The sequence below is a fragment of the Microvirga sp. 2MCAF35 genome, assembly GCF_052115545.1.
Taxonomy (GTDB): Bacteria; Pseudomonadota; Alphaproteobacteria; order Rhizobiales; family Beijerinckiaceae; genus Microvirga.
Map to the genome: position 1 here is coordinate 1 of NZ_JBFRGW010000039.1, position 23,640 is coordinate 23,640.

The window sequence follows — 23,640 nt, forward strand, 5'->3', positions numbered from 1 at the left end:
ACGCATCTCTACAACGCGATGCCGCCGCTGGCCGGGCGCGATCCGGGCCCGGTGGGGGCGGCGCTCGACAGCCCGGAGACCTGGTGCGGCCTGATCGTCGACGGGCACCATGTGAGCGATGCGGCGCTGCGGATCGCGATTGCGGCCAAAGGCCCGGAGCGGATGATGCTGGTGACCGACGCCATGGCGGTGACCGGCACGGATCTCGCCGGCTTCGCCCTGCACGGGCGCAGGATCCACCGCCGGGACGGCCGGCTGACCACGGACGACGGCACGCTGGCGGGCTCGGATCTCGACATGGCGAGCGCCGTGCGCAATGCGGTGCACCGGCTCGGGCTCGGCCTGCCGGCCGTGCTGCGCATGGCCTCCCTCGTCCCGGCCCGGTTCCTCAAACTCGATCACGAACGCGGCCGCATCGCCCCCGGCTACCGCGCCGACCTCGTCCTCCTCGACGAAAGCCTGCACGTGCGCCACACTTGGATCGGGGGAATGGGTTAGAATTCGAGCCGACGCTTGCGGTGGGCATTGCAGCAGCGTGCCTGCTCCTGATCCAGGGAATGATGCCCGGGACCAGGAGCCCTGCAACCGGCACATCTGCGGGCGGACTGATCTTGATGCTAAGGCCCTTCTGGGCGGGACCACCGGTGGGCTCACACAGGAGGAAGCCTACAGCATCGGACCCAAAAGTGGATTTGCACTTTTGGGATCCATCCGATGCTTTTTCTCTTGGCTGGCGAATCGGATGGAGCGGACCCGCAGGGCCGCATCAGCGAATACCGGGTCCACTTTTCCGTCCGATGCGCTAGCGCGCCTGACCGACAGATTGTGCACGCAGCGCCTCGAACCGGGCGAGCTGGTCCTCCTTCAGGCTCCGATCCTCGTTGCGGCCTACGAAGATCTTGAACATCACGCCGCCCTCCTCGTTGACGAACTGCACCGAGCATGAGCGTTTGCCGAAGAACGGACGATCGACGAAGTAGATCGCGCAGCAGCGATCCATGCGCAGATGCCCGCCGATGGGCCCCTCCCCATGGATGTTGAAGTAGCCGCGCCCCACCGTTCCCGGCGGCACGCTGCCCTTGCACTCGAACACGCCGTCACGGGTGTGAACCACGAACGTGATATCTCCCCAGCCGGTGAGGTCGCTCCAAACCGTCTCGAAAAGATCGCCGGACACGCGTGCCGCCGCTTGGGGCTCGAGGCAATCGAGCACCCTTTGGAGCGGCACGCTGCGCGCCTCTGCGACCGCTTCCAGAACCCCGTCGGGCTTCGCTGCGAGATCCTCCCGGATCAAGGCTTTCACATCCTGTGTCATGGCCGTCACGCTCGTGCTCATCAGGCGGTCTTCGTCGTGCGGCCGATGGTCTGGATCACCTCGAATCCCTCGAATTCCGGGTGGCCGAGCGTCAGAGGCTTGTTGCCGTTCGTGCTGGCGCGCGTATGCGAGGCACGGAATTGCTCCGAGCGCGTCCAGGTCTCGAAATGCGCTTTGCTGGCCCACAAGGTATGCGAGGAATAGAGCACATGGTCCTCGCGCTCCGGCCCGCGGAGCATGTGGAACTCGATGAAACCATCGAGTTCGTGCAGATGGCTCTCGCGCGAGAGCCAACGCTGCTCGAACTCGTCCGTGGCGTCCTTCAGGACCTTGAAGCGGTTCATGGCGATGAACATGGAGAGATGGATCCTTGTTGGAGCAAGCCGCTTAGCGGCTTGCAAACTTCACGTTGAGACTGAATTTTGCCGTGAGGCCGGGGCTTGCCTGGCTGTTCTGATACTGAACATATTGCCGGTCGAACACATTCTGGATGGTGATGTCGCCGCTGATGTTCTCGTCGTATCGGTAGGACGCGAACAGATCGACAAGACCATAGCCCTTTGTCGGATTTGCGACCTTGGTCTCACTGTCGGCCACGAAGGTCAGGCGGGAACCGAGCGTCAGCTTATCGTCGAGCAGCCGGAAACCAACGGTGGTGCTGAGCCGGTCGGGATAGACCGAGTTGAGCGGGCCGCCCGTCGTCTCATTCTCGCCTTCGATGATGGTACCCGCTACGGTAACGAACCCCTTGCCCCAATCATAGGCTGCCTCCAGCTCCGCTCCTTGCAGGCTGGCTCGGGCGATGTTCTGATACTGCTGATCCTGGATGCCGATGAGGCACAGGCCCGGCATGAAGGCACAGACGCTCACGGGCATGCCGGGAACGACCGGCACATTGTACACCGGACCGACATTGACGGTGTCGATGTAATCGTCGATCTCGTTATGGAAGACCGAGATCTTGGCGCGGAAGCTGTCGTCGGCATTCAGCACGTTGTCATACTGGATGTTGACGCCGCCTTCGAGATTGTGCGCGACCTCGGGGCGAAGCGAGGGATTGGGCAGAATATTGAAGATCGGGAATGGGTGGGATCCCTGGATCAGGGTCTCGGTGATCGAGGGGGCGCGGTAGCCTTCCGCGTAGGTTCCGTAAAACTCGATACCCGCGATGGGCTCGACGCCCACGGTGATCTTGGGTGAGACACGCGATCCGTCGGCATGGATGCCGCCGCCTTCGAGGTCATAGCCGTCGAAGCGCAGCGCGCCGATGGCCCGCAGCCATGGGGTGAAGCGCACCTCGTCCTGAATGAAACCGCCCATGAGCGTGCGTTCGCCGGAAGGCGTGAAGGCCGATCCGTACCCGCCTGCGCGGTCGACGGTCTCCGCCTGGTCCTGCGCAGCGTCGACGCCGAACGTCAGGGCATGGGCGAGGCCGCCGGCCTCGAACCGGGCCGTATTGCTGATATCAAGGCCGATCGTCTCCATGCTGTAGCTCAGGAGAGCGCCCGGCCTCACCCCGAGAGAGCCATAGGTTCTGCTGGGCGTGAGAACATTCTTGTCGTCCGTCGTCGAGGTGTAATAGGCCTTCATGCTCAGATCGAGCCAGGGGACGTCGGGCCGGGCGAAGCGATAGCCGAGCGTGTAGGTGTTGGCGACCACATCATTGGAGAACCGCGTACCGACACCGGTGTCGCCGTTATTGGCGAAGGTATAGTTCTGCAACAGAGCAGAACCGCTGATCGTGTGTCCGTCGGCCGGATAAACGTTGAACTTGAACAGGCCCGACGTCAGCTCGGAACCGGAATCCCGGATCTTGTCGCCATTCCCATCGTAGTAATTGTTGGTGTTGCGATAGAGGAACTGTCCGAAGACATCCGCGGCCGTTCCGAGGCGTGCGCCCACCATGCTGTTGGTGAAGATGCCGGCGCCGTTCGTACCGTAGCCCGTTCTCTGCACCGCTCCGTATTTCTCGTCCGGATTGAGGATGTCGTCGATGGTGCGGGTGCGGAAGGAGGCCACGCCGCCGATGGCGCCCGAACCGTAAACCGTAGAAACAGGGCCGCGCACCACATCCACCTGCCCGATCAGTTCCGGATCGAGATAGAAGGTGCCGTTCGCGCCGTGCCCGCTCACCTGATAATCCTGCCGCGCCCCATCCACGAGCACGTTCACGCGACCGAAATCCTGCAGGCCGCGAATGTTGATGGCCTGCCCGGGATCCGTCCCGGTTTCCTGCACCGCCACGCCGGGCACGCTCTGCAGAACGTCGGAGATGCGTGAGGATTGCAGGCGATCGATCTGCTGGCGCGTCACGACACTCGATCCGGCCAGATCGTTGATCACCTTATCTTCCGTCTTGCCCGACGTGATCGTCACGGTGTCGAGCATCAGGACATCGTCTTCACTGGGAAGAGGCCGTGTGGCCGGCGCGCTTTGCGCCAAAGCCGCCGAAGCGAAGGGCAACCCGGCCAAGGGCGCGAGAACGAGAAGGGCGAGAGGCGAGGTAGACGCGCGAAGGCCTTCGCGCAGGAGAGTAAACATCCTGACGATCCCAGTCTTTGATAGTATTTTTCATTGACGACTGGCTGGCTGGCGCGGAAACGAAATCACGCTGGCTGGCTATTGCCCCTCCGGTTCAGAAAGAGGCTTTACATCCGATATCCAAATCAATTATCCGGGTCAATAGAGACTCGTAGAAAGACAGTTTTACACTATTCTAAACTACGAATACATGAGTCGACTTTCTAGAGTTAAATTTAGAGCGCGTAAAAACTGGAGAGTGTCGTGCAAAACCCGCAGCCATCCTCGGATTCGAAAGGCGACAGGCCTAGCCCCATGCGGGAGGTGGATGTGGCGAGCCTTATCGGGACAGGCCGGGAGGTGGTGCTGGTTCACCGGGGCGAACGCTACCGCCTGCGGGTCACGGCGAACGGCAAACTCATTCTCACCAAGTAAGGAACGCTTCCCATGACGTCGTTCTCCCGTCGCGCCTTGATCGCTGTTCCCGTGCTGATGCTTGCCGCACGCCGCGCCAAGGCCGCCTCCGCTCCTCGGATCGTCAGCGTCGGCGGTGCGGTGACCGAGATCCTCTACCGCCTCGGCCAGGAGGCCGGAATCGTCGGCGTGGATTCCACAAGCCTCTATCCGGCGGAGGCTCTCAAGACGAATGTCAATGTTGGCTATATCCGTGCACTGGGCGCCGAGGGTGTGCTGTCCCTCGACCCTACGCTCGTGATCGCCGCCGAAGGAGCAGGTCCTCCGGATGCGATACGGCTGATCGAGCAGGCCGGGATCAAGATCTTGCGCGTTCCTGACCGCCCGAGCGCCGACGGAATCGTGGAACGCGTGAAGGTGATCGCACAGACCCTCGATGTGCCGGAGCGAGGCGCGGCGCTGATCCAGGAGATCGAGGCAGGCTTTGCCGAGCTGACGGCAACGAGAACGCGCATCAAGCAGCCCACGCGCGCCCTGTTCGTACTCTCGTTGCAGAACGGTCGCCCTCTCGTCGGCGGACAGGGCACGACGGCGGACGCCATGCTTTCACTTGCGGGTGCTGCGAACGCAGCCTCTTCGCTGAGCGGCTGGAAACCGATGTCCGACGAGGGTCTCATCGCGGCTGCACCTGACGCCATCGTAATGATGAACCACGGCCCTGGCGGCGCGGCACAGGATCCTTTCACGTTTCCCGCTTTCGCAGCCACCCCGGCCGCCGCAAGACACAGGCTCGTCGTGATGGATTCGCTCTATCTCCTCGGCTTCGGCCCACGGACGCCCGCTGCCGCGCGCGAACTCATGGCAGCCCTCCATCCAGACCAGATCGACAAGGCATGTCAGCCGTGACGGTGCTTGCCATGGCCAGGAACGGACTCGGGTCGATGCGCAACCGCGGACCCATGCTGATGATCGCGCTCAGCTGCCTCGTCATTCTCGTCAGTGGTGTTGCCTTGGGGACAGGCGCGATGGGCATTCCCCTGTCGCGGGTTCTCTCGATCATCACGGAACATGCATCCGCGCCTTCGGGCGAAGCGCTGATCATCCTGCAGGTGCGCCTGCCCCGCCTGCTGCTTGGGCTTCTGGTCGGCGCAGCTCTCGCCTGTTCGGGCGCGCTGATGCAAGGGCTATTCCGCAATCCCCTCGCGGATCCAGGCCTCGTGGGTGTTTCCGCAGGCGCCGCCCTGGCTGCCGCAGCCACCATCGTAGCCGGTGATGCGCTATTGTCTCCCTTGATCGGGCCGTTGCCGTTCACCGCGCTTCCCGTCGGCGCTTTCGTCGGCGGATTGATTACCACCTTCGGGCTTTATCTCGTCGCGACACGTCATGGGCGCACATCGGTCGCCGTGATGCTGCTTGCAGGCGTCGCGTTCGGCGCCCTCTCGGGTGCGTTCATGGGCTTTCTCTCTTACGTGAGTGACGACCGGCAATTGCGCGATCTCTCCTTCTGGTCTCTCGGCTCCCTCAGCGGCGCTACCTGGACCAAGGTGGCAACGGCGACGCCGCTAATCCTTCCGGTCCTTCTCGTCACGCCGTTCCTGGCACGCGGTCTCAATGCCTTGGCGCTGGGCGAAGCAGAAGCCTTTCATCTCGGCATCCCCGTCCAGCGCGTGAAAGCCGTAACGATCCTGCTCGTCGCCGTTGCCGTCGGCGCGTCGGTGGCGTGCTCGGGGATGATCGGTTTCGTCGGGATCGTCGTGCCGCATGTGCTGCGCCTTACCGCTGGCCCGGATCATCGCATGCTCTTGCCCGCTTCCGCGCTGCTCGGCGCCGCCCTTCTCGTTGCCGCAGATGCGGTGGCCCGCACCATCGCGGCTCCGGCGGAATTGCCCATCGGAATTCTCACCGCGACCTTCGGCGCGCCCTTCTTCCTGTGGCTCCTGCTGAGGCGTCAGGGAGGGATCGCTCTATGAGCCCGATTTACGAAGCACGGCGCGTCTCCTACCGAGCCGGGGGACGGGCGCTGATCGAGGACATCGACCTGTCGATTGCGGGCGAGTCATTCACGATCATCATCGGTCCGAACGGTGCCGGAAAGTCGACTCTCCTGCGGGTCCTGTGCGGCGAACTCGCGCCGAGCCAGGGCGAGGTTGTTTTCAACGGCGTGCCGCTTCCCACAATTCCAGCCTGGAGGCTCGCTCATGGCCGAGCCGTGATGCCACAGGCCTCCGAACTCGGCTTTCCGTTCACCGTATTGGAAGTCGCCCGCCTCGGTGTCGAGGGGATCGGTCGCGGCTTGAGTCGCGTCCAGCGGCTGCATCTTGTTGTTGAGGCTCTGGAAGAAGCGGATGTGGCGCATCTTGCAGGGCAAAACTATCAGACCCTCTCGGGAGGAAAACGGCAGCGCGTGCATTTCGCGCGCGTTCTTGCCCAGCTTGCCGCAGGCCGAACGGTCGAGGCACGGCAGGTGCTCTTTCTGGACGAGCCCGTCGCAAGTCTCGACCTGAAGCATCAGCTTTCGCTTCTCGAGAAGGCCAGATGCCTGACGCGAAATGGCGTCACTGTCGTGGCCGTCCTTCACGACCTTCAGCTGGCGGCTGAATATGGCAGCACTCTGGCTCTCATGCGGTCAGGCCGCCTCATAGCAACCGGCTCTGCCGAAAGCGTCCTAAGTTCTGACAACCTTTCCGAAACCTTCGGCGTATGCTTGGCCGTGCCGGGTCTGCCCCCCAGCCCATGGACGCTTCAGCTTAAGAGGTCCGAGAAGAAAGCACACAACTGATTAAACGCAATGCAGGAAGTGCCGGCGCAGAATGGCATTGCAATTGAGGTTGCGATGCCAATGCTCCACTTTGCGGGCGGCATAATTACGCCGCCATGGTTGCATCGGGCGTCACGTTCATTCGTGAGCCGAAGCAGGCTCCCTACGGCGCAGTCGCGGTGTTCGAGGACATCTACAGTAATCTGTGGGATCTCGCTCAATTCACGGATGGGCGGGGCTGAAGGCGCCACGGACCGACTTTCATACAGCACGATCTCGACAGGGCACGAAGCCTTGCAGACGGTCCATTCGGCGTGCGCCCACGATGATCGTGTGACCGGCTTTGGACAGCTCCAGGGCCATCGCCTCACCGGTTCTGCTGGAGGCACCGGTCATCAGAACAACTTCCTCTCGGACATGGCTTCTTCCTGTCATCCAAACCTGTATCCAGACTTCCGACCCGGCACTGGTCTTGGATCCGTGATTGAAAGATAGTTCGGCCGAACCGAAACAGAGCTTCTTCGGTCAAGCATCGAACGCAGGAAAGCGCCAGGAGGGAATGGTCTCTCCTGGCGGTTCGCTGACCTGATCTCTCAGGCATCATTTCTGCGGCAGTCCAGCTCAAGCCATCAATGCTTGTTCACTTCCAGCCGAATAACATTCCACGAGGCGGGCGTGAGCTTGGCCCGGACCTGTTCTCCCCAAATCTCGACACCCTCCAGTGGAGCGGGCCTGATCGTGTCCGGTGCGTCCTTCGTGTTGACCGCCATCAAGTCGTCGTTGCGCAGCTGGTGTGCGTCCTTGACCGCGAGACCGTCGAAGCCGCGCACGATCGCTTCCATGGACAAGCTCTCGTCGAGACTGCGATTGAGCGCGAAGATGGTGATGCAACCCTCATCGTGGTTATGAACCACCGACAGCTTGAGATAGGGCACTTCCGAGATCGGGTACCGCAGGTCGGACGTGCCGCGCGGATCGTAGTACGTCGTCTCGTAGGTCGGCGAGTTCACCTTCGTTTGCAGCACTGTGCCGCGGCCGAGAGTGCTCATGTCCTTGAACGGATAGAAGATCGTCTGCCGCCAGGCAGGCCCGCCGGTTTCGGTCATGATGGGCGCAATGGCGTTCACCAGCTGCGCCAGGCAGGCCGACTTCACGCGATCCGCATGATTGAGCAGGGAGATGCAGGCGCCTCCGAAGGCAAGCGCATCCTGCATGTTGTAGATTTCCTCGAGGATTTGGGGTGCTACGGGCCAACCAAGCTTCACCCGACCTTCGTTCTTGCGCCGGGTCCGGTACCAGACGTTCCATTCGTCGAAGCTCAGCATGATCCGCTTGGGCGAGCGCCGCCGGGCGGCGACCGCGTCGGCGATGGCGACAACCTCCTCGATGAAGCTGTCCATCAGGTCCGGGCTCGCGAGGAAGGCCGGCGTATCGTCCGCATAGTTGTTCAGGTAGGTGTGCAGGGAGATGTACTCGACGTGGTCGAACGAGTGCTCGAGGACCGTATCCTCCCAGGTGCCGAAGGTCGGCATGTTGCGTGAGGAGGAACCGCAGGCCGCGAGCTCGATCGTCGGATCGATCCATTTCATGAGCTTGGCGGCCTCGGAGGCGATTCGCCCGTACTCCCAGGCGGTCTTGGTCTCCATCTGCCATGGGCCGTCCATTTCGTTGCCCAGGCACCAGAATTTCACGTTGTGCGGCTTCTCCCATCCATGAGCGCGGCGCAGATCCGATAGTTCCGTCCCACCGGGAAAGTTGCAATATTCCAGCAGACGACGGGCATCGTCGGGGCCCCGGGTGCCGAGGTTGACGGCCATCATGGGCTCCACGCCGGCCGCCTGGCACCAGTCCATGAACTCGTTGGTACCGAACGTGTTCGGCTCGGTCGACATCCAGGCGAGATCGAGCCGGCGCGGACGGTCCTCCACGGGGCCGACGCCGTCCTCCCAGTTGTATCCGGAGACGAAGTTTCCGCCCGGATAGCGGATGATCGTCGGTCCGAGTTCGCGGACGAGTTCGAGCACGTCCTTCCGGAATCCCCGTTCGTCGGCGCTTGGATGGCCCGGCTCGTAAAGGCCGCCGTAAACACATCGTCCCAAATGCTCGACGAAGGCCCCGAAGAGACGGGGATCCGTTTCCGCAATGGCGAAATCGCGGTCAATGGTGACTTTGGCTTCTTTCATGGGGAGGCTCCGATCAGTAAGGTGCGGTCTCGGTTTGTGTGAACCATCGGCAGGCTGGAAAGAGGATCAGGTGGCGGCCGCGGGCATGCCGCCCGTGAAGCTGTTGTCGCGCCAGGCATCGTCGACCGACAGGACCGCTTGGCGCAGCTTGATGGAATAGGGATGTTGCGGCGCGGCCAGCACCGTCCGAGCGTCGCCGCCCTCGACCACCCTGCCCTTCTGCATGATGATCAGACGGTCGCTGATGTAATAGGCGGTCGCCAGGTCGTGCGTGATGTAGATGATCGAGACGCCGAATTCGTCGCGCAGCTTCTTGAACAGGTTGATCACGGTCATGCGGAGCGATGCGTCGATCATCGACACCGGTTCGTCGGCGACGATCAGGGACGGATTCGACACGAGTGCACGCGCGATCGCCACGCGTTGGAGCTGCCCGCCCGACATCTCGTGCGGATAGCGCCCCCGCACCTCGGCGAGCGACAGGCCGACCTTGTTCAGCGCCTCGTCCACACGCTCTGCCGTCTCCTCGGAGTTTCGGCATTCCGTAAAGCGCTGGGCCGCGCTGAACAGGTAGCGATCGACGCGCTTCAGAGGATTGAAAGCATCGAACGGGTTCTGGAAGATCGCTTGCACATGGCTCATGAATTCAAGCCGGGCACGGCGGCTACGGATATCGCGCAGGTCCTGCCCACGGAAGCGGATCTGACCGTTCGTGGGGGCCAAGCTGTTCAGGATCATGCCCGCGAGAGTCGTCTTCCCGCTGCCTGACTCACCGATGATGGTGAACACCTCGGGCTTGTCCGCCGCAAGGGAGAAGCTGACGTCGCTTACGGCATGGGTCACCCGCCGCGATACGAAACCGCCTCTCGTGAAGACCTTGTTGACGCATTCGACGTCGAGAAGGTTCGGCCTCATGCGCTCGCCTCCTTATGCGACCGTCCGAACCCTGGTAGGATCGGCTTGAGCAACGTGGCAGGCTGTCCGATGCCCGGGCAGGAGTTCCACCATGGGCGGAGCCTCCCGGCGGCAGATGTCGATGGCGAGTGGGCAACGAGGATGGAACCGGCACCCCGGAGGCGGATCGGCAAGACTCGGGGGCGAGCCTTCGAGGCCTTTCTTCGGCGCCTCGTCCCCGATGCGCGGCAGGCTCGAAATCAGGTGCGTGGTATATGGATGAAGCGGCCTCTTGAACACGTCCCGGGTCCTACCCTCCTCCACCAGACGGCCGGCATACATGATGCCGAGCCGGTCGGTCAGGTTGGCGTGAACCGCCATGTCGTGGGTCACGAACATGACCGATGATCCGAATTCCTGCTGGATTTCCCGGATCATCGAAAGAACCCCTTTCTGCACGATCACGTCCAGCGCCGTCGTCGGCTCGTCGGCGATGATAAATTCCGGGCTGCAGATCGTCGCGAGAGCAATGGTCACCCTCTGCCGCATGCCGCCGGACAGCTCATGGGGATAGGCCTGGAGAACCGCGGGATCGAGGTGGAGGCGCTTGAGGTGCCGCTCCACGAGGCGGGTGAAGTCGGCGCCTTTGGCGGCCACATGCGGCAAAGCGAAATCCGCGAAGGCGTGCTTGATCCGCCGAACCGGGTTCAGCACGCTCATGGAGCCCTGCATGATATAGGACAGGTGGCTCCAGCGGATCGCCGACAATTCGTGCCGCGAAAGCTTGTAGATGTCCCGCTCCCCATCTTTGAAAGCGAAGCGCACCGAGCCTTCGACCACCCTGAGCGGAGGACGAATAGCTCCCGCGATGGTCTTGATGAGGGAGCTCTTGCCGGAACTCGACTCGCCCGCGAGGCCGTAGATCTCATTTCGGTTGATCTTGAGGCTGACGTCGTCCACCGCCCGCACTTCGCGGTCTATGCCGAACAGCTTCACCTTGTAATAGGCCTTCAGTCCGTCGACCGTGAGCAGCGGAGCGGCCTGCGGCGCCAGCAATTCGATGGAGGAAGGGATGGAGCGAAGTTCTGCGATCATGCCTGCCCCCCAAGCCGGCTGAGGCGGCTGCGCGGATCGATGTATTCGTTCATCGAAATGGCGAGCAGGAACAGGCCGATGAACAGCATGATCACCAGCAGGACCGGAAATGTGATCCACCACCAGATGCCCGACACCATGGCGGTATGCTGGTTTGCCCAGTAGATCATGCCACCGATGGTGGGGGTGTTGATGTCGGTGAAGCCCAGGACAGACAGCGTCACTTCGATGCCGATCGACCAGTTGATATTGTTCATGGTCGTCGAGAACACGATCGGCAGGACGAACGGCAGGTGCTCCTGGAGGACGATCTTTCCGGTGCTCATGCCGGAGAACACGGCCTGGCGGGTGAACTCGCGGGTTCGTAGGCTCATGGCAATTGACCGGATCAGCCGTGCATCGTAGGCCCATCCCAGCAGCGCGGTGATGATGGCGAGCATCGCCCAGGTCATCTGGTCCCGCATGATGAAGTAGAACAGCACGAGGATGGGAAAGAGCGGGACAACGACGAAGGTGTCGTTGATCGACATCAGGACCCGGTCGACCCAGCCTCCCTTGTAGCCCGAAATCAGGCCGACCAGGAGCGATATGACACGGCTGAGAGCCGCCACTACGAGGCCGAAGAGAAGGGTGTTCCGGATCGCGAAGGTGAGTTGCCAGAACACGTCCTGCCCGCGCGACGTGGTGCCCAGCGGATATTCCCACGAAGGCGGCACATCGGGCGGCACGACATACACGTCCATCGGCGGATAGGGTGCGAAGAAGGAGCAGAGAGCCACGGCCAGCACGATCAGGACGAGGATCAGCCCGATGGCGAATTCGATGTTGTACCGTAAGAGGTCGCGAAGGATCCTGAGGGTGTTCATCAGCGTGCCTCCACGCGCGGGTCGATCAGGGGATAGAGGAGATCGATCAGCAGGACAGTGGCGGAGACGGCCACGATCGAGACGGTGGTGATGCCGAGAACCAGGCTGTAGTCGCCGGCATGGACCGCGCTGATCAGGAGCGATCCGACGCCCGGGTAGCCGAAGACCTGCTCGGTGATGATCGCGCCGTTGAAGATGGCACCCAGCTGCAGGGCGAGGCCCGTGACCTGAGGGCCGAGGGCATTGCGCATCACATAGGACCGCAGGATCTTGCCGCGCCTGACGCCCGCCAGCTCCGCATAGACCACGTAGTCCTCCGTCACGATGTTGGACACGAGGGAACGCATCCCCATGAACCATCCACCGATGCCGACCGCCATGAGCGAAAGCACGGGCAGGATCGAATGGACCATAACATCGAGCGCAAAGGCGACGGTGTTGGAGCGGTCCGACGCCATCGTGGCGCCGCCGCTGATCGGCAGGACCGGCCAGAGAAAGCCGAAGATGATGAGAAGGACGAAGGCGACGACGTAGTAAGGGATCGGGTGGATTCCCATGCTCAAGACGCCGAACGCCTTGAGGATGCGGCTGTTGCGGTAATAGCCGGCGAGGCCGCCGAGCAGATTGCCGAGGACCCACGTCAGAAGCGTGGAGACCAGCAGGAGTCCGACGGTCCAGGGAAGGGCTCGCAGGATGAGCTGCGAGACCGGTGTTGGAAAGGCCGACAAGGAGGGGCCGAAATCACCGACCAGGACCCGCTTCCAGAACGACACGTACTGTTCGAAGGGCGTGCCCTCGAGCCCATAGAGCTGGCGCAGCGATTGCCGCATCATCTCGATGGCTTCCGGGCTGGTCGCCCCATAGGACGTCGCAGCCGAGATCGATTGCTCGACCGGATTGATCGGGGTCATATGCGTCACCAGGTAGGTGACGTTGATCCCGACGAAGACGACGACGACAAACTGCACGAGCCGCTTGGACAGATAGGCTAGGTAAGCCCTCATGGACCGCTCCTTGTCTGAGGAAAGTAAGGAGTTGTCTGCGCGCTATGGCTGCTTGGGCTTCAGCTTCACCATCATCGAGCGGGAGTTGCCCCAGTTCGGCACGGGATTGGCATAGGGATTTTCCGCCGTCGGGTATCCTGTCCAATAGGTTTCATCCATGGCCGTGAAGACGTTGTAGGCCATCAGCGGGATAATCGGCATCTCGCGAACGATGAGCTTGGCGTAGTCACGACCGAGTTCGACCGTGCGCTTGTCGTCGAACGAGATCCGGCGCACCTCCTCGATGATCTTGTCGAGCTCCGGATTGCTCCAACGCTGCCAGTTGCGAGGCGACTGGGTCTTGCCCGGAGCTGCGACGAACTGGGAGTGCCAGCTGTCGAGGAAGAACGACAGGTCCGGATGACCGCCATAGGTCTCGACGCTCCAGGAAATCAGCGTCTCGAAATCGCCCGCGATGCGTCGGTCCAGCATCGTGGTGCCCTGGGCGACCTCCGTCTTCGCGTCAATGCCGAACTGGCGCCATTGCTGCACGATCATGGTTCCGGCCCGGGTCAGGATCGGGCGGCTATCGCCCTCGACCATGAGCTTGATGGAAAATGGTTTGCCGTCGGGCGTGTACCAGGCATTGCCGCGTTTCGTGTAGCCGGCCTTTTCGAGGAGTTCCGTGGCCGCCTGCGGGTTCGGCTTCCACCAGCCGTAGCCGAACGCCTTCCTGATCTCCGCCGGATCCGTCGGGATCTGTTCCTTCATCGTGGGACGCAGCATGTCGGCGATCTGGTTGCCGATGGTCGGATCATAGGGCTTGATCTTGCTCTTGCCGGTGTCGATCTCGTAGGACGCAAGCCACTCCTGGAGCGGGATGTGATAATCGTCCGGATGCGTTCCCGTGGGTGGGATCCCGATCGGCGAGAGCGTCGCGGCACCGCGATAGGACGCCATCGACACGGCTTTGACATCGATCAGAAGAGCCAGCGCCCACCGCACGTCGCGGTTCTGGAAGGCTGGATTCTGCATGTTGAAGATCACCGACGGGAGGGTCGGATCGGGGTGCGCGAAGGGGAAATTCGGGAACCAGGTCTTGAGGCTCGGCGACTGCTTGGTCAGGGTGAACATGCCCTCGGGAGCAATGTCGTGCACGACGTCCAAGTTGTGATTGAGCTGCGCGATCACGCGCTTGTCTGGGGGCCCAGGATCGATATAGGCCGCATATTTCGGACCCGGCTCGCCGTAGCGCCCAAGAGTGGTGCGCTGCCAGTCGTCGCGCTTCTGCCAGATGTACCACTTTCCGTCAGGATCGAAGCTATGGATCTTGTAGGCGCCGAGAGAAACCGGCGGATTGAAATCGAACTTCTGGGGGTCGGCCGCTTTCTCGAACACATGCTTCGGCATGATCCAGATCGCGTTGAACCGAACCGTGAAGAGCGAGTGGAATCGTGAGTTCGGCTTCTTCAGCTTGAACACCACCGTCCACGGCTCCGGGGATGAGACGCTCTCGACGTTGAGCGCCAGAAGAGCGCTCCAGCGCATGCCCGGGTTCTTGATCTGGGTCTCGACCGTGTAGATGAGATCGTCGGGCGTGAACTCGACACCATCGCTCCAGTAGATCCCGGGACGCAGCTTCACCGTCATCTCGGTGAAATCCGCGTTGTAGATCGGCTTTTCCGCCGCGAGCGAGTTTTGCCAAACACCATCGAGCCCGCGTTCGGGATCGATGTACCAGAGCGTATCAAGCGCGAGCTGATGCAGGCCGGTGTACTGACCGCCCGCATTGATGGTCCAGATGTTGAACCATCCGGGATTCTTGATCGTACCCTCCGGGTTTTCGAGAATGATCGTCTCGTTGCGCGGCACACCCGGAACATTGGTCTGAGACATTGCGGTGGTCGCTGCCAGGGCCAGACCGGTGGCAACGGTAAGCAGGCGTAGAATTCGCATTGGCGCTCCTCCAGGGTTGATTTTTATCTTTTTCATCAGTTAGCCCTCAGTTTTTGGGATCGGTCAACAGTAGCATTGATACATATCGGAACTTTTGATACATAAAGCTGGCATCAGATTGCTTTCCGCTCTCTGCAACCTTCCAGCCGAGCGACCCATGTCGACATTCAAAAGAAAATTCCTGACCCTGGTCGCGGAGGAGAGCTCCGAGACCCTGCGAGGAATCGCTTCACCCGGCCGGATTCGGATCCTCAAGCTGCTGCGGGCGCAGGGTCCGTTGAACGTCAATGAAATCAGCGACGCTCTCGACCTGCCTCAATCCACGATCGCGACCCATGTCCAGGTGCTGGAGCGTGCCGGGCTGATCGAGACGGCAACCATCAAGGCTTCGAAGGGCCAGCAGAAAGTCTGCTCGGTTCGCTATGACGAGATCATCATCCGTTTCGACGACGAGGATCCGCTCAAGAGCAAGGACCACATCGAAGTCTCCATGCCAATTGGCCTCTATACGAGCTGCGATGTGAGCGCGCCCTGCGGACTCTGCTCCACGGAGAGCGTCCTGGGCGTTCTCGATGTGCCCGATCTCTTTCTCGATCCGCATCGCATGAACGCCTCCCTGATCTGGTTCAGGCGGGGCTTCGTCGAATACAAGTTTCCCAACAACGGCAAGGTCCTCGGCGCCAAGATCGACAGGCTCGAATTCGTCATGGAGCTGTCGTCCGAGGTTCCGGGCACGAGCCTCGACTGGCCGTCCGAAATCAGCCTCTGGATCAACAACGTCAAAGTGGGAAGCTGGATTTCGCCGAGTGATTTCGGCGACAAGCGCGGTCTCTACACGCCTCATTGGTGGAAGCTGGAAGGCTCCCAATACGGCAAACTCGTGACCTGGCAAATCACCCGGAGCGGAACGTCCGTCAACGATGTTCAGATATCCGACGTGACGCTCGACAAGCTCGAACTCGATAAGCACCACGGAATCCGGTTGCGGGTCGGGATCGACGAAACAGCCCGACACCCTGGTGGCATCAACATTTTCGGTCGCGGATTTGGAAACTACGATCAGGATATCGTCATGCGCATCCATCTGAAGGAACGTTCAACCACTTCGATGTAAGTGGAGGAGTGCGGAAACACGGAAGGTCGGTTTGAGTTTTGGCGATGCCAAACGGCTTTGGTAGAAGATGGATTGCGGCTTTCCCACGCTCTAAAGCCGTTCAACATCATCGGTGAGTGCGAGGCTCCTGCTCACACGATTGAGGACAGGACGCTGGGGCCATGAGCCAGGAAAGTCGCCAGCAGACCCAGTCCCCGCTCCAGCACGGCTCGGTTCTGCGCCGCCCCGAGGGAGATGCGGATGGCATCCGGGGCGGCTCCCACCGCGAAGGCCTCGCTCGGCACAAGCGCAAGACCTGACTGCCGCGCATGGAGGTCGAGGTCGACCCGACGCCAGCGCTCCGGTGGCGTCAGCCAGAGATGATGACCCTCCGGATGCGCTTGGAACTCGTGGCCCTGCAGGATCCGTCGCGCGATGGTCTGGCGGGCGGCGCTCTCCTCGCGGATGGCCGCCGTGATGGTCTCCAGCGTGCCGTCGAGGATCCACCGCGATGCCAGTGCTGCCATGAGGGGCGGCATCATCAGGGACATGGCGCGGATCTCGGCCGCCAGGCGCAGGGTGTCGGCGAAGCCCGGCGTGACGACATAGGCGGTACGCAGGGCCGGCGTCGCGCATTTCGACAGGGTCGCGATGTGCCAGGTGATTTCGGGCGCAATTGCAGCGATCGGCACCGGGGCCTGTCGGGGCAGTGCTCCGTAGGCATCGTCCTCGATGATCGCGACGCCTTTGCGCCGTGCTGCCTCGGCAATGGCTTCACGCCGCTTGGCCGACATGGTCGCAGTCGTGGGGTTGTGAATGGTGGGCACGCAATAGACCGCCTTCGGCTGCTCGCGCCCGCACGCCTCCTCCAGTGCAGCGGGATCAAGCCCCTCCGTGTCCATAGCCACCGGAACCAGCCGCACCTTGAGTTGCTCGGCAATAGCTCGCAGGCCTGGATAGGTCAGATCAGGAACACAGATGGCATCGCCCGGCTGGGCGAGAATCCGCACGACGGCATAGAGCGCCGTCTGGGCTCCTCCGGTCACAGCGATGCGGTCGACCGGAACCGTGCCGAGACGCCCTGCGAGCCAGCGAGCGCCGGCGACGCGATCGGGACCGGCGCCGACGCTCTCCTGATAATGCAGATGCATCAGCCCATGCGGAGAGGAGAGCACGCCTGCGATCCCTTCCTGGAGGCGCTCGCGCAGTCTCGCTTCAGGAGGCTGCGGCGGCATGTTCATGCTCAGGTCGATGATCGGTAATCCGGCAGGCGCAGCCTGTTCCCGGTCGTCAACTCTCCGTCTCACATAGCTTCCGCTGCCTGTATTGGCCTCGATCAAACCCATCCGGCGCGCCTCGTTGAAGGCACGGGTGACGGTGGTCAGGTCAACGCCGAGCTCCTTTGCGAGCTGGCGCTGCGCCGGCAGGCGATGGCCGGGCTTGAGACGGCCGGACTGCACGTCGGCCAGCAGGGCCTCGGCAATGGCGCGGTACTTGGGTCCGCTTCCCGCCTCAAGCATCGGTATCCAGGACAACATGTGTCATTGACCTTCTTGTCTTATAAATGTACGGACTCACCACGACATGCGCGATACATTTACGAGCCTGTCATGATCCTTAATAGGACAAATGGCAGCGTAATTTCGGGAAAAATCTAGTATTATTTGTATGGATATTCAACCCATACAAAATCTTCACGATGGATACGTGAGGCATATCGGAAGGAGCCGACATGACCATGAACCCTTCGGCCAGGGAAGCCATCCTCAAGCACGGACTGATGTGCCGCTGCCCAAGGTGCGGCAAGGGCCGCCTGTTCAACGGCTTCCTCAAGCTCGCCCCACGTTGCGAGGCCTGCGGCCTGGACTATTCCTTCGCCGACCCGGCTGACGGCCCGGCCTTCTTCATCATGATCATCATGGGCATTCCGGCGGCCGGTTTCGGCGTCTGGGTCGAGATCATGTGGGAGCCGTCCGTCTGGGTACACCTGCTCACGTCAGGGCCGTTCCTCCTGCTGACCTGCATTCCGCCCATCCGCATCGCCAAGGGCATGCTCGTGGCGAGCCAGTACTTCCACAAGGCTGAGGAAGGCCGCTTCGCCGTCCCGCAACAGGCAGCCGCGAAGGCTGAACCATCAGTCCCCATCTAAGGCCGCCGCCATGTCCAATGTTGCCCCCTCGCCCGAACGGATCGGGCCGGCCTCCGATGAAATGGCCTCACAGGCCATACGATCCCGGCATCCTGTTGCGGCAATCGTCATTCCATCGACCTTCTTCGGCATGGTCCTCGGCCTTGGCGGGCTCGGCAACGGGTGGCGCGCCGCTGCCAGGGTATGGGGTGTCCCCGCTCCGGTCGGTGAGGCCCTGTCCCTCGCAGCGGCATTCGTCTGGCTCGTCTGGATGGCGCTGTACATTCGGAAGTGGGTGATCTCCCGGGAGGCGGCGCTCACCGAGTTCCGACATCCAATCCAGGCGTTCTTCATCGCGCTGGTTCCGGTAGCGACCCTCATCGCCTCAATTGCAGTTGCCCCCTACCTGCCTGCCGCGGCATGGGCGATGTTCATGCTGGGCGCCGCGAGCCAGGTCATGTTCAGCGCCTGGATGGTCGGCACATTGTGGCAGGGCGGACGCCACACGGATGCGACCACCCCCACCCTGTACATGCCCACGGTGGGCGGATGCTTCGTCAGTGCCGTCACCTGCGGGTCCTTCGGCTATCCCGATGCCGGACTGCTTTTCTTCGGCGCGGGTTTCCTGTCGATGGTCGTGCTGGAATCCATTGTGCTGCACCGCCTGATGACCCATGCCCTGCCCGTGGGGCTGCGCGCCACGATGGGACTGCATCTTGCCACCCCGGCGGTCGGATCCGTCGCATATCTCGCCGTCACCGAGGGGCCGCCGGACCGCTTCGTCCAGATGCTGTTCGGGTACGCACTGCTCCAGGCGCTCGTCATGTTGCGCCTCGTGCCCTGGCTTCGGCAGCAGCCGTTCTCGCCGGCCGCGTGGGCCTACACCTTCGGCATCTCTGCCCTGCCACTCGCAGCCCTACGCCTCGTCGAGCGGGGGCAGACGGGACCGATTGCCTTCCTCGCGACCCCGCTCTTCATCGTCGCCAACCTGATCATCGGCTGGATCGCGCTGCGGACGCTGCGGCTCGCAGTGTCGGGGAGGCTCCTGCCGCGGTCCTGAACCGACCCCGATCACGTGCTGCCGCGGAGCATATCGGCATCGAAGACGTGAATGGCCGGCTCGAGGCCGGCCATGACGTGGCGGCTATCGCACCAGAATATTCCGAAACTGCCACGGATCGGAGGTGGCGATATCCTCCGGGAAGTACCCGGGACGGTCGTCGAGCGGCGTCCAATCCGTGTAATAGCCCTTCACCGGGCCGAGATAAGGCATCTGAACCTCGAGGCAGCGGCGGAAATCGATATCGTCGGCTTCCACGATCCCCGCATTCGGATTTTCCAGTGCCCACACCATGCCGGCGAGCACGGCGGAGGTGACCTGAAGTCCGGTGGCGTTCTGATAGGGCGCGAGCTTGCGGGTTTCCTCGATGGAGAGCTGCGAGCCATACCAATAGGCGTTCTTGCCGTGGCCATAGAGCAGGACGCCAAGCTCGTCCTTGCCGTCCACGATCTCGTTTTCGGTCAGGATGTGGTTCTTCTCCTGCACCTTGCCGGCATTACCGAACATCTCGTGCAGCGAGAGCACGGCATCGTTGGCCGGGTGATAGGCGTAGTGGCAGGTCGGCCGGTAGGCGACCTTGTCGCCGTCCCGCACGGTGAAATAATCCGCAATCGAGATCGACTCGTTGTGCGTCACCAGGAAGCCATATTGCGGGCCGGGCGTCGGACACCAGCTGCGCACGCGCGTGTTCGCGCCGGGCTGTAGCAGATAGATCGCCGCGCAGCAGCCCTTGTCGTGCGTGCGAGCGTTCTCGGGCATCCACGTCTCGTGCGTACCCCAGCCGAGCTCGGCCGGCTGCAGGCCCTCGGACACGAAACCTTCCACGGACCAGGTGTTCACGAACACGCCCATGGGCTTGGGATGCTCGGCACGCTGCGTGTCGCGCTCGGCGACGTGGATCCCCTTCACGCCCACGCGCTGCATGAGACTGGCCCATTCCTCGCGGCTCTGCGGCTCCTCGTGCTCGATGCCGATGTCTCTGGCGACATTGAGCAGTGCCCGCTTGACGAACCAGGACACCATGCCGGGATTGGCGCCGCAGCAATTCACCGCCGTAGAGCCGCCGGGCGACTGGCGGCGCGCATCGAGGATGTTCTCGCGCAGCATGTAGTTGGTGCGCTCGGCCGGTCCCGCATTCTTGTCGAAGTAGAAGCCGGCCCAGGGCTCGGCCACGGTGTCGACGTAGAGGGCGCCGAGTTCACGGCAGAGTTCCATGATGGCGCGGGACGAGGTGTCCACCGACACGTTCACGCAAAAGCCCTGTCCGCCGCCCTTCGTGAGCAGCGGCGTCAGGATCTCGCGGTAGTTCTCGGGCGTAAGAGCCTCGTTGACCAGCGCAACGCCGCGCACGTCGAGCATGCTGCGGTCCGTGTCGACGGGATCGATCACCGTGAAGCGGGTCTTGTCGAACTCGAAGTGGCGTTCGATCAGAGGCAGCATGCCTTTACCGATCGAACCGAAGCCGATCATGACGATCGGACCGCTGATGCGGCCATAGATGGGAAACTGGTCGTTCTTCATTTCGGGTCTGTCCATGATCTGACTTCTGACCTTGTGAGAGGCAGCAAAAGGGGTTCGGTGAGGATGGCTGCAACAGGGAACAGCAGTGGATGGAGACGTCCGGGAGCGCCCCAACCGCGCCCCGACCCCTCTTGAGGCCGGACGTGTCGGAGGGAGATGTCGATGAGTGCAAGGCCCGGTCAGGTGCCGTTGCAAGCCGGACGCTGGCGATCAATGCTGCTGGATCGGGCGGGCAGGCGCCCTTGGTCCCCGAGCTCGGATGCGTATTGAGCCCGGGGCTAATTGCCCGCGATCAAATTCCCTGCTCGGTGCAGGCCGCGACGGAATGGTACGAAGCTTGGCATGATGGATGGGTCATGCGCAACTTTCGCCCCGATGTCAAATGTCGGGGCGGGATCGAGGATGGTGAGACGATCCCGTCCGTCGCCGGCTGGGCAGATCCTGGGTGGTCTGCATCGGAACATCGAGCATCGCCTTCTCGACGGGCGAGAGGTGCCGGACCGCGCCCTTCGGCAGGTACCCCAACTGCACGCCCCACATCGATGCGCACAAGACGATGCACGTTTGCCCCGACCGCCTACTCCCTTCGCGTGAAGGCCTGCGTCGCTCGCAGGCTTGCATTCGTGGGGGTCATTGCTATTTTGGAAGCATCATGAACACGTTCCTGAAAAATCTTCGCTACTTCGCACACGCGGGCTGCCTCAAAGCAGGCAAGTAAGCCCCGGGATCCGGCCGGACCGTTCCGTTCGCCGGCGCTCGGGGGCATGAAGTCCCTCTCCATTCATCGTCGAGCCTCTTCATGCGCCACCGCGCGTGTCGGGCTGTCATGTCCGGCTCTCCTTCGGATGCGCAGGCGCGCTCACCCAGGAAGACTGGATCACGGGAGACATTCATGAACGCGCAACGTCATCTTCCGCCGATCACCATCGCGACCTGCGACTACAACCGCCTGCTGTCGACGGTGATGATCCAGCAGGAGAACAACCGCCCGGCGTCCGACTTCCTGCTCGAGGAACTGCGCCGTGCAAAAGTCTGCCATCCATCGGAGCTGCCGGAGGACGTCGTATCGACGAACTGCCGCGTGATCTTCCGCATCGACGACGAGCCGAAGTCGCGTGCGCACCTGCTCGTCCACCCGGAAGACCTGACATGGCCTGACGCGGAGATCTCCGTAACGACACCGCTGGGAACGGCGCTCCTGGGCCTGCGCGTCGGCGATCGCATGACATTCGTGGATGGTGACAGGATCCGTGAGGTGCGTGTGGAGGGTATCGGCTTACGTTTCCTCGACGCCGGCTCAACGGTCACCCGCACGCCCGGTGGAATTACACGGGCTTGAGGCAGGTGGACGACATGGTAATCGAACAAGAGACTATGCCGCAACTCGCTCCCGGAGCGTCAGTAATGATGAGCCAAGTGTTTTCGTCGGTCGTGCTCATCCTGATCTGTTTTCTTGTCTATCAGGCCGTTATTCGCTCAGGAACATCACAGCGCGATGGCGATCACGGCGTTCGAGAGTGAGCGTTCGGAATCCATGCAGAACCGCATCGAACTCCGCGCCGGCACCTCCCGGAACGGCGTCTGCACGCCGGAAACTCGATGCCATGACGGGTTCCTGTCAGCGCTGCCGCTGCGATGGTGATGCGGACAGGGAACACCTGACGACCTTCGCCTCTCCTGTTCTGTCACGTCACACCTTGGCCATAAAGATGCAGCGACTGGAGGCCGGGTCCACTTGACTGAAAGGAGAATACCAATTGTCATTATCCCTCACCCGGCGGACGCTGCTCGCCGGAATGCCTCTCTCGCTGTCGGCCTGCGTCTCCGCCGGCCGCTCGTCCCTTCCCCCGCCTGCCATCGACCCGTCGGTGGCGGTGATGTACGCCGCGCTGCCTGATGAGCCGTACCTGGTCCCGGCCGTCGATGTCAGCCGGATTTCTCCGCAATACATCCGACAGGTCGTTGCCTTCCAGGGGCCGGAGCAGCCCGGAACCATCGTGGTGGATCCATCGCGTCGGTTCCTGTACCTCGTGCAGGAGAACGGGACGGCTCTGCGCTACGGCTGCGGCGTCGGCAAGGCCGGCTTCGATTATCAGGGCAATGCCGTGATCGGGCGCAAGGCCGCGTGGCCGCGTTGGACGCCCACGCCCAACATGATCAAGCTCGAGCCGGAGCGTTACGGCCCCTATGCGGGCGGTGTGGAGGGCGGCCTCGATAATCCGCTCGGCGCACGGGCTCTGTACTTGTACCGGGACGGGCGCGACACGCTCTATCGCATCCATGGCACGCACGAGCCCGACACCATCGGCCAGTCTGTCTCCAGCGGATGCATCCGCCTCTTCAACCAGGATATCGTCGATCTGCATCGGCGTGTGCCCGTGGGCACCAGCGTCACGGTACTGGATTCCGATGCGGAGGACAGGACGCTGCCGTCCGACGGTGTCGTGGGAGTCTGATCACTCACCCGTGAACAACACAATTCGGCCACAAACAAAGGCAAATTGACCTTAGCAATGAGCGGGAGAGAGCCAGCACGCTGGCCGCCGAAGGAGCAACTGCCCCGGAAACTCTCAGGCACCCAGGACCGCTTCGTTGCATAACACTCTGAAAAGTGGAGCACTCCGCTCCCGCCCATGGTGAAAGTCGTGGCCGCCCTGTGCGTCCCGACGAAACTCTCAGGCCAATGACAGAGGGGGCTCCTGCCGCAGCATCGCCTGCGGCCCGTAACGGAGCCTGACAAATGCCCTTCCCTCGACACCTGCATACTACGACGCATCGCTTCCAGCACAACGGCTGGAGCGGAATTCACCGCGCCGGGTTCTGCCGTATCTGAGTCTCTGTCGCTCCAAGACCC

Annotated in this window: 23 protein-coding genes and 1 riboswitch; of the genes, 12 read left to right on the top strand and 11 right to left on the bottom strand. The window is 62.3% G+C overall.

Going from position 1 to position 23,640, the window contains the following annotated elements; translation table 11 throughout:
* Positions 1–498: amidohydrolase family protein (locus AB4097_RS17285; protein ID WP_442041779.1), on the top strand; the 498-nt coding region annotated here is incomplete at its 5' end.
* Positions 499–802: 304 nt separating this feature from the next.
* On the opposite strand, the gene hutX is transcribed toward AB4097_RS17285, so the two are convergent.
* From hutX to AB4097_RS17300, 3 genes are read right to left on the bottom strand one after another with little or no spacing between them, the layout of a single operon-like run.
* Positions 803–1,336 (bottom strand): heme utilization cystosolic carrier protein HutX, encoded by a 534-nt coding sequence (hutX, locus tag AB4097_RS17290; RefSeq protein WP_442041782.1) that lies wholly within the window; start codon positions 1,334–1,336, stop codon positions 803–805.
* Positions 1,336–1,671, bottom strand: a complete 336-nt coding sequence (locus AB4097_RS17295) for an antibiotic biosynthesis monooxygenase family protein (protein WP_442041784.1) — start codon at positions 1,669–1,671, stop codon at positions 1,336–1,338. Before AB4097_RS17295 ends, hutX begins: the two co-directional genes overlap by 1 nt.
* A gap of 31 nt (positions 1,672–1,702) precedes the next feature.
* Positions 1,703–3,856, bottom strand: coding sequence for a TonB-dependent hemoglobin/transferrin/lactoferrin family receptor (locus tag AB4097_RS17300; RefSeq protein WP_442041786.1), 2,154 nt, complete (start codon positions 3,854–3,856; stop codon positions 1,703–1,705).
* 309 nt (positions 3,857–4,165) lie between these two features.
* On the opposite strand from AB4097_RS17300, the gene hemP reads away from it, so the two are divergent.
* The 5 genes from hemP to AB4097_RS17325 all read left to right on the top strand — a co-directional run bounded on the left by hemP (position 4,166) and on the right by AB4097_RS17325 (position 7,249).
* The gene (hemP, locus tag AB4097_RS17305; RefSeq protein WP_442041788.1) at positions 4,166–4,270 is read left to right on the top strand and encodes a hemin uptake protein HemP; all 105 of its coding nucleotides are present in this window, start codon (positions 4,166–4,168) and stop codon (positions 4,268–4,270) included.
* A gap of 12 nt (positions 4,271–4,282) precedes the next feature.
* The gene (locus tag AB4097_RS17310; RefSeq protein ID WP_442041790.1) at positions 4,283–5,155 is read left to right on the top strand and encodes a heme/hemin ABC transporter substrate-binding protein; all 873 of its coding nucleotides are present in this window, start codon (positions 4,283–4,285) and stop codon (positions 5,153–5,155) included.
* On the top strand, positions 5,143–6,219 hold the full coding sequence (locus AB4097_RS17315) for a FecCD family ABC transporter permease (RefSeq protein ID WP_442041792.1): 1,077 nt from the start codon (positions 5,143–5,145) through the stop codon (positions 6,217–6,219). The genes AB4097_RS17310 and AB4097_RS17315 overlap by 13 nt, the downstream gene beginning before the upstream one ends.
* A complete protein-coding gene (locus tag AB4097_RS17320; RefSeq protein ID WP_442041794.1) occupies positions 6,216–7,028 on the top strand; it encodes a heme ABC transporter ATP-binding protein in 813 nt (270 codons plus the stop codon). The genes AB4097_RS17315 and AB4097_RS17320 overlap by 4 nt, the downstream gene beginning before the upstream one ends.
* 95 nt (positions 7,029–7,123) lie before the next feature.
* Positions 7,124–7,249 (top strand): hypothetical protein, encoded by a 126-nt coding sequence (locus AB4097_RS17325; protein WP_442041796.1) that lies wholly within the window; start codon positions 7,124–7,126, stop codon positions 7,247–7,249.
* Between the two features lie 387 nt (positions 7,250–7,636).
* Here AB4097_RS17325 and arfA read toward each other — a convergent pair whose 3' ends face one another.
* From arfA to AB4097_RS17355, 6 genes are all read right to left on the bottom strand, one after another.
* Positions 7,637–9,190 (bottom strand): arabinosylfuranosidase ArfA, encoded by a 1,554-nt coding sequence (gene arfA / locus AB4097_RS17330; protein WP_442041798.1) that lies wholly within the window; start codon positions 9,188–9,190, stop codon positions 7,637–7,639.
* A gap of 66 nt (positions 9,191–9,256) precedes the next feature.
* Positions 9,257–10,105: an ABC transporter ATP-binding protein gene (locus AB4097_RS17335; protein ID WP_442041800.1), complete on the bottom strand. Its 849-nt coding sequence runs from the start codon at positions 10,103–10,105 to the stop codon at positions 9,257–9,259.
* Between the two features lie 12 nt (positions 10,106–10,117).
* A complete protein-coding gene (locus AB4097_RS17340) occupies positions 10,118–11,179 on the bottom strand; it encodes an ABC transporter ATP-binding protein (RefSeq protein WP_442041802.1) in 1,062 nt (353 codons plus the stop codon).
* On the bottom strand, positions 11,176–12,045 hold the full coding sequence (locus tag AB4097_RS17345; protein ID WP_442041804.1) for an ABC transporter permease: 870 nt from the start codon (positions 12,043–12,045) through the stop codon (positions 11,176–11,178). The genes AB4097_RS17340 and AB4097_RS17345 overlap by 4 nt, the downstream gene beginning before the upstream one ends.
* Positions 12,045–13,049: an ABC transporter permease gene (locus AB4097_RS17350; protein WP_442041806.1), complete on the bottom strand. Its 1,005-nt coding sequence runs from the start codon at positions 13,047–13,049 to the stop codon at positions 12,045–12,047. Before AB4097_RS17350 ends, AB4097_RS17345 begins: the two co-directional genes overlap by 1 nt.
* A 42-nt stretch (positions 13,050–13,091) precedes the next feature.
* Positions 13,092–14,984 carry an ABC transporter substrate-binding protein gene (locus tag AB4097_RS17355; protein WP_442041808.1) on the bottom strand — a complete coding sequence of 631 codons (1,893 nt, stop codon included), beginning with the start codon at positions 14,982–14,984 and terminating at the stop codon, positions 13,092–13,094.
* A 157-nt stretch (positions 14,985–15,141) separates the two neighbouring features.
* Here AB4097_RS17355 and AB4097_RS17360 point away from each other — a divergent pair, with 157 nt between their 5' ends.
* Positions 15,142–16,098: an ArsR/SmtB family transcription factor gene (locus tag AB4097_RS17360; RefSeq protein WP_442041810.1), complete on the top strand. Its 957-nt coding sequence runs from the start codon at positions 15,142–15,144 to the stop codon at positions 16,096–16,098.
* A 131-nt stretch (positions 16,099–16,229) separates the two neighbouring features.
* Here AB4097_RS17360 and AB4097_RS17365 read toward each other — a convergent pair whose 3' ends face one another.
* Positions 16,230–17,615: an aminotransferase-like domain-containing protein gene (locus AB4097_RS17365; protein WP_442041812.1), complete on the bottom strand. Its 1,386-nt coding sequence runs from the start codon at positions 17,613–17,615 to the stop codon at positions 16,230–16,232.
* A 194-nt stretch (positions 17,616–17,809) separates the two neighbouring features.
* On the opposite strand from AB4097_RS17365, the gene AB4097_RS17370 reads away from it, so the two are divergent.
* Positions 17,810–18,226 carry a DUF983 domain-containing protein gene (locus AB4097_RS17370; RefSeq protein WP_442041814.1) on the top strand — a complete coding sequence of 139 codons (417 nt, stop codon included), beginning with the start codon at positions 17,810–17,812 and terminating at the stop codon, positions 18,224–18,226.
* Positions 18,227–18,236: 10 nt separating this feature from the next.
* Entirely contained in the window at positions 18,237–19,265 is a 1,029-nt protein-coding gene (tehA, locus tag AB4097_RS17375) for a dicarboxylate transporter/tellurite-resistance protein TehA (protein ID WP_442041816.1), read from the top strand.
* Between the two features lie 84 nt (positions 19,266–19,349).
* Here tehA and AB4097_RS17380 read toward each other — a convergent pair whose 3' ends face one another.
* Entirely contained in the window at positions 19,350–20,801 is a 1,452-nt protein-coding gene (locus AB4097_RS17380) for a homospermidine synthase (protein WP_442041818.1), read from the bottom strand.
* An 877-nt stretch (positions 20,802–21,678) separates the two neighbouring features.
* Between AB4097_RS17380 and AB4097_RS17385 the strand changes: the two genes are divergently transcribed.
* From AB4097_RS17385 to AB4097_RS17395, 3 genes are all read left to right on the top strand, one after another.
* Positions 21,679–22,125 (top strand): GreA/GreB family elongation factor, encoded by a 447-nt coding sequence (locus tag AB4097_RS17385; RefSeq protein WP_442041820.1) that lies wholly within the window; start codon positions 21,679–21,681, stop codon positions 22,123–22,125.
* 14 nt (positions 22,126–22,139) lie between these two features.
* Positions 22,140–22,307 (top strand): hypothetical protein, encoded by a 168-nt coding sequence (locus tag AB4097_RS17390; RefSeq protein WP_442041822.1) that lies wholly within the window; start codon positions 22,140–22,142, stop codon positions 22,305–22,307.
* A gap of 275 nt (positions 22,308–22,582) precedes the next feature.
* On the top strand, positions 22,583–23,242 hold the full coding sequence (locus AB4097_RS17395) for a L,D-transpeptidase (protein WP_442041850.1): 660 nt from the start codon (positions 22,583–22,585) through the stop codon (positions 23,240–23,242).
* A gap of 52 nt (positions 23,243–23,294) precedes the next feature.
* Positions 23,295–23,383, top strand: a riboswitch (glycine riboswitch).
* The last annotated feature ends 257 nt before the right edge of the window (positions 23,384–23,640 follow it).

What these genes read in the sequence shown, in the direction of transcription:
- hutX (WP_442041782.1), bottom strand. Translation starts at nt 1,336, where the DNA reads ATGAGCACGAGCGTGACGGCCATGACACAGGATGTGAAAGCCTTGATC.
- AB4097_RS17295 (WP_442041784.1), bottom strand. Translation starts at nt 1,671, where the DNA reads ATGTTCATCGCCATGAACCGCTTCAAGGTCCTGAAGGACGCCACGGAC.
- AB4097_RS17300 (WP_442041786.1), bottom strand. Translation starts at nt 3,856, where the DNA reads ATGTTTACTCTCCTGCGCGAAGGCCTTCGCGCGTCTACCTCGCCTCTC.
- AB4097_RS17310 (WP_442041790.1), top strand. Translation starts at nt 4,283, where the DNA reads ATGACGTCGTTCTCCCGTCGCGCCTTGATCGCTGTTCCCGTGCTGATG.
- AB4097_RS17315 (WP_442041792.1), top strand. Translation starts at nt 5,143, where the DNA reads ATGTCAGCCGTGACGGTGCTTGCCATGGCCAGGAACGGACTCGGGTCG.
- AB4097_RS17320 (WP_442041794.1), top strand. Translation starts at nt 6,216, where the DNA reads ATGAGCCCGATTTACGAAGCACGGCGCGTCTCCTACCGAGCCGGGGGA.
- AB4097_RS17325 (WP_442041796.1), top strand. Translation starts at nt 7,124, where the DNA reads ATGGTTGCATCGGGCGTCACGTTCATTCGTGAGCCGAAGCAGGCTCCC.
- arfA (WP_442041798.1), bottom strand. Translation starts at nt 9,190, where the DNA reads ATGAAAGAAGCCAAAGTCACCATTGACCGCGATTTCGCCATTGCGGAA.
- AB4097_RS17335 (WP_442041800.1), bottom strand. Translation starts at nt 10,105, where the DNA reads ATGAGGCCGAACCTTCTCGACGTCGAATGCGTCAACAAGGTCTTCACG.
- AB4097_RS17340 (WP_442041802.1), bottom strand. Translation starts at nt 11,179, where the DNA reads ATGATCGCAGAACTTCGCTCCATCCCTTCCTCCATCGAATTGCTGGCG.
- AB4097_RS17345 (WP_442041804.1), bottom strand. Translation starts at nt 12,045, where the DNA reads ATGAACACCCTCAGGATCCTTCGCGACCTCTTACGGTACAACATCGAA.
- AB4097_RS17350 (WP_442041806.1), bottom strand. Translation starts at nt 13,049, where the DNA reads ATGAGGGCTTACCTAGCCTATCTGTCCAAGCGGCTCGTGCAGTTTGTC.
- AB4097_RS17355 (WP_442041808.1), bottom strand. Translation starts at nt 14,984, where the DNA reads ATGCGAATTCTACGCCTGCTTACCGTTGCCACCGGTCTGGCCCTGGCA.
- AB4097_RS17360 (WP_442041810.1), top strand. Translation starts at nt 15,142, where the DNA reads ATGTCGACATTCAAAAGAAAATTCCTGACCCTGGTCGCGGAGGAGAGC.
- AB4097_RS17365 (WP_442041812.1), bottom strand. Translation starts at nt 17,615, where the DNA reads ATGTTGTCCTGGATACCGATGCTTGAGGCGGGAAGCGGACCCAAGTAC.
- AB4097_RS17370 (WP_442041814.1), top strand. Translation starts at nt 17,810, where the DNA reads ATGACCATGAACCCTTCGGCCAGGGAAGCCATCCTCAAGCACGGACTG.
- tehA (WP_442041816.1), top strand. Translation starts at nt 18,237, where the DNA reads ATGTCCAATGTTGCCCCCTCGCCCGAACGGATCGGGCCGGCCTCCGAT.
- AB4097_RS17380 (WP_442041818.1), bottom strand. Translation starts at nt 20,801, where the DNA reads ATGGACAGACCCGAAATGAAGAACGACCAGTTTCCCATCTATGGCCGC.
- AB4097_RS17385 (WP_442041820.1), top strand. Translation starts at nt 21,679, where the DNA reads ATGAACGCGCAACGTCATCTTCCGCCGATCACCATCGCGACCTGCGAC.
- AB4097_RS17390 (WP_442041822.1), top strand. Translation starts at nt 22,140, where the DNA reads ATGGTAATCGAACAAGAGACTATGCCGCAACTCGCTCCCGGAGCGTCA.
- AB4097_RS17395 (WP_442041850.1), top strand. Translation starts at nt 22,583, where the DNA reads ATGCCTCTCTCGCTGTCGGCCTGCGTCTCCGCCGGCCGCTCGTCCCTT.